The sequence below is a fragment of the Intrasporangium sp. genome, assembly GCF_035280925.1.
GTDB lineage: Bacteria > Actinomycetota > Actinomycetes > Actinomycetales > Dermatophilaceae > Intrasporangium.
Window position 1 is genome coordinate 1 of sequence record NZ_DATEEY010000138.1, and the last position, 2,290, is coordinate 2,290.

General features: G+C 67.6%; 5 protein-coding genes. 2 read left to right on the forward strand and 3 right to left on the reverse strand.

The window, feature by feature from the left end:
- The 3 genes from VJN29_RS13090 to upp all read right to left on the reverse strand — a co-directional run.
- The coding region (locus tag VJN29_RS13090) for a PH domain-containing protein (RefSeq protein WP_324144071.1) at positions 1–557 on the reverse strand (557 nt) is incomplete at its 3' end.
- Between the two features lie 18 nt (positions 558–575).
- A complete protein-coding gene (locus VJN29_RS13095) occupies positions 576–746 on the reverse strand; it encodes a hypothetical protein (protein WP_324144072.1) in 171 nt (56 codons plus the stop codon).
- Between the two features lie 196 nt (positions 747–942).
- Positions 943–1,584 (reverse strand): uracil phosphoribosyltransferase, encoded by a 642-nt coding sequence (upp, locus tag VJN29_RS13100; protein ID WP_324144073.1) that lies wholly within the window; start codon positions 1,582–1,584, stop codon positions 943–945.
- Between the two features lie 17 nt (positions 1,585–1,601).
- On the opposite strand from upp, the gene VJN29_RS13105 reads away from it, so the two are divergent.
- The gene (locus VJN29_RS13105) at positions 1,602–2,144 is read left to right on the forward strand and encodes a nucleoside deaminase (protein ID WP_324144074.1); all 543 of its coding nucleotides are present in this window, start codon (positions 1,602–1,604) and stop codon (positions 2,142–2,144) included.
- On the forward strand, positions 2,141–2,290 hold a 150-nt coding region (locus VJN29_RS13110), incomplete at its 3' end, for a 2-dehydropantoate 2-reductase N-terminal domain-containing protein (RefSeq protein WP_324144075.1). The genes VJN29_RS13105 and VJN29_RS13110, both read left to right, overlap by 4 nt.

A 2,290-nucleotide genomic window follows, 5' to 3' on the forward strand; every position in this document is an offset into this window, starting at 1 on the left:
GTGTCGTCTTCCACGATCTCGCGCACGGTCATGGTGCCTCGCGGCGGCCCGATGTTGAAGATGTCGGCACAGATCGCGCGGTAGGTCTGATCCGGTCGGGGGACCCACTCGACGGTGCGCATGGCCTGCTCCTGACCTGCGCTCTCCATGACGAAGCGCCCGTACCCGAGCATCTTGCCGGGGATGGTCCTCTCGTAGCTCATGTCGGTGACCTTGATGAGCGGCATCATCGCGACCTTGTGCGTGATGAGTCCATACCGCAGGAGCAGTCGTTTGTCGGTCGCGGCGAACCAGTCGTGCCGCCACTCGGCGATGTTCCAGCCGAGCCAGGCGAGGCTGAGGAAGAAGACGAACCAGAGGAAGTTCCCGACCGGCTGACTCTCGTGAGTGAGGTTGGCGTCGAAGAACAGGGCGATCGCAAAGATGGCTACACAGATGGCGATCGGCTTGATCAGCCTGGCCCAGTGGGCGTGAACGGCAGTTACCAGCTGTTCACCCGGCAGCAGGATCTGAGAGAGCCCGGCGGGGATCTCGTCGGTGCGGCGGATTAACGCCATGGTGGCCCCAGTCAGCCCTCAGCCGTCCAGCAACGCGTCGAAGAAGGCCAGGAGGGCGTAGAAGGCCTCGACGATGATGTTCCAGATGCTCTGCAGGATATTGGCCGCCTGCACGGGCGCCACGAAGATCGCGTAGACGAAAAACGCCACGATGAGGAAGACGATGACCTTCTTGGTCCTCGAACCCATGGTGTTCGCTCCTCAGCATGACGGACGGCCGGGTCGTCGCACGGCACAACTGTGGGACCAGTGTGCTTCATGTGACGGATGTGGACGGGGAGGGTGTTCCGGTGTGTCTGGGTTTGTAGCGACCCACAGTAGTCTTTTCGCGCGGAACGGTCGCGTTGGCCACGAGGCGCGCCGACCCAGCCCAGCGGCATACGGATCAGTCGACGACCCCGTAGAGGCGGTCACCCGCGTCGCCCAGGCCGGGCACGATGTAGCCCTTGTCGTTGAGCCGCTCGTCGACGGCCCCGGTGACGACCTTGACGTGGGCATTCGTCGAGGCCAGCGACTCCCGCAGGTGCTGGACACCCTCGGGGGCGGCGAGAAGGCACACGGCCGTGATGTCGTCGGCCCCCCGGTCGAGCAGGAAGTGGATCGCGTCGGCCATCGAGCCACCCGTCGCCAGCATCGGGTCGAGCACGAAGACCTGCCGCCCGGTGAGGTCGTCGGGCAGGCGGTTTGCGTATGTCACGGCTTCCAGGGTCTGCTCGTTTCGTTGCATGCCGAGGAAGCCGACCTCGGCGCTCGGGAGCAGGCGGACCATGCCCTCGAGCATGCCGAGTCCCGCTCGCAGGATCGGCACGATGAGCGGCTTCGGCTTGGAGAGCTTGATGCCCGTGGTCGATGACACGGGGGTCTCGATCTCGAAGGGCTCGACCCGGACCTCGCGGGTGGCCTCGTAGGCGAGGAGGGTCATCAGCTCCTCCGCCAGGCGCCGGAAGGTCGGGCTGTCCGTCCGCTTGTCGCGCAGGTAGGTCAGCTTGTGGGCGATGAGGGGGTGGTCGGCGACGTGGACGTGCATGGGTGGAAACTTAGCGCGTGGCCAAGGATTCCGAGACTCCGGTGACGGACTCCGCCGCCGATGCGGAGCGGTACTCCGCATGGGTGGGGGAGGCGCTCGAGCTCGCTGCCCGGACGGACGGCTCGGACGACGTACCCGTGGGCGCCCTCGTCATCGGCGCCGACGACGTGGTCATCGGCAGGGGCCGCAACGTGCGGGAGCAGCTCGGCGACCCCACCGGACACGCCGAGATCATCGCGCTGCGCGAGGCGGCTGCAGCCGTCGGCTCGTGGCGCCTCGACGGGGCGACCCTCGTGGCGACGTTGGAGCCCTGCGTGATGTGCGCCGGCGCCGCCATCGCGGCCCGCATCGAGCGGATCATCTTCGGTGCGTGGGATCCCAAGGCCGGCGCCTGCGGTTCGGTCTGGGACCTCGTGCGCGATCCGTTGGCGCTGCATCGGGTCGACGTGGTCGGCGGAGTCCGGGCCGCGGAGTCGGCGACCCGGCTCATGGAGTTCTTCGAGCGGAAGCGGGAGGCTGCGCCCACCGGGCGCGAGACCGGATGGGGAGAGGATCGATGACGAGGATCGCAGTGCTGGGACCCGGCGGCGTCGGGGGAGTCATGGCCGCGCGGCTCCAGCGCGCTGGTCACGAGGTCACGGTGGTCGCCTCGGAGCGCACCGCCGCAGTGATCGCCTCCGGTGGCCTCCACTACACCCTGCCCGAC

Coding starts and splice junctions, on each gene's coding strand:
- VJN29_RS13095 (WP_324144072.1), bottom strand. CDS start 746: ATGGGTTCGAGGACCAAGAAGGTCATCGTCTTCCTCATCGTGGCGTTT.
- upp (WP_324144073.1), bottom strand. CDS start 1,584: ATGCACGTCCACGTCGCCGACCACCCCCTCATCGCCCACAAGCTGACC.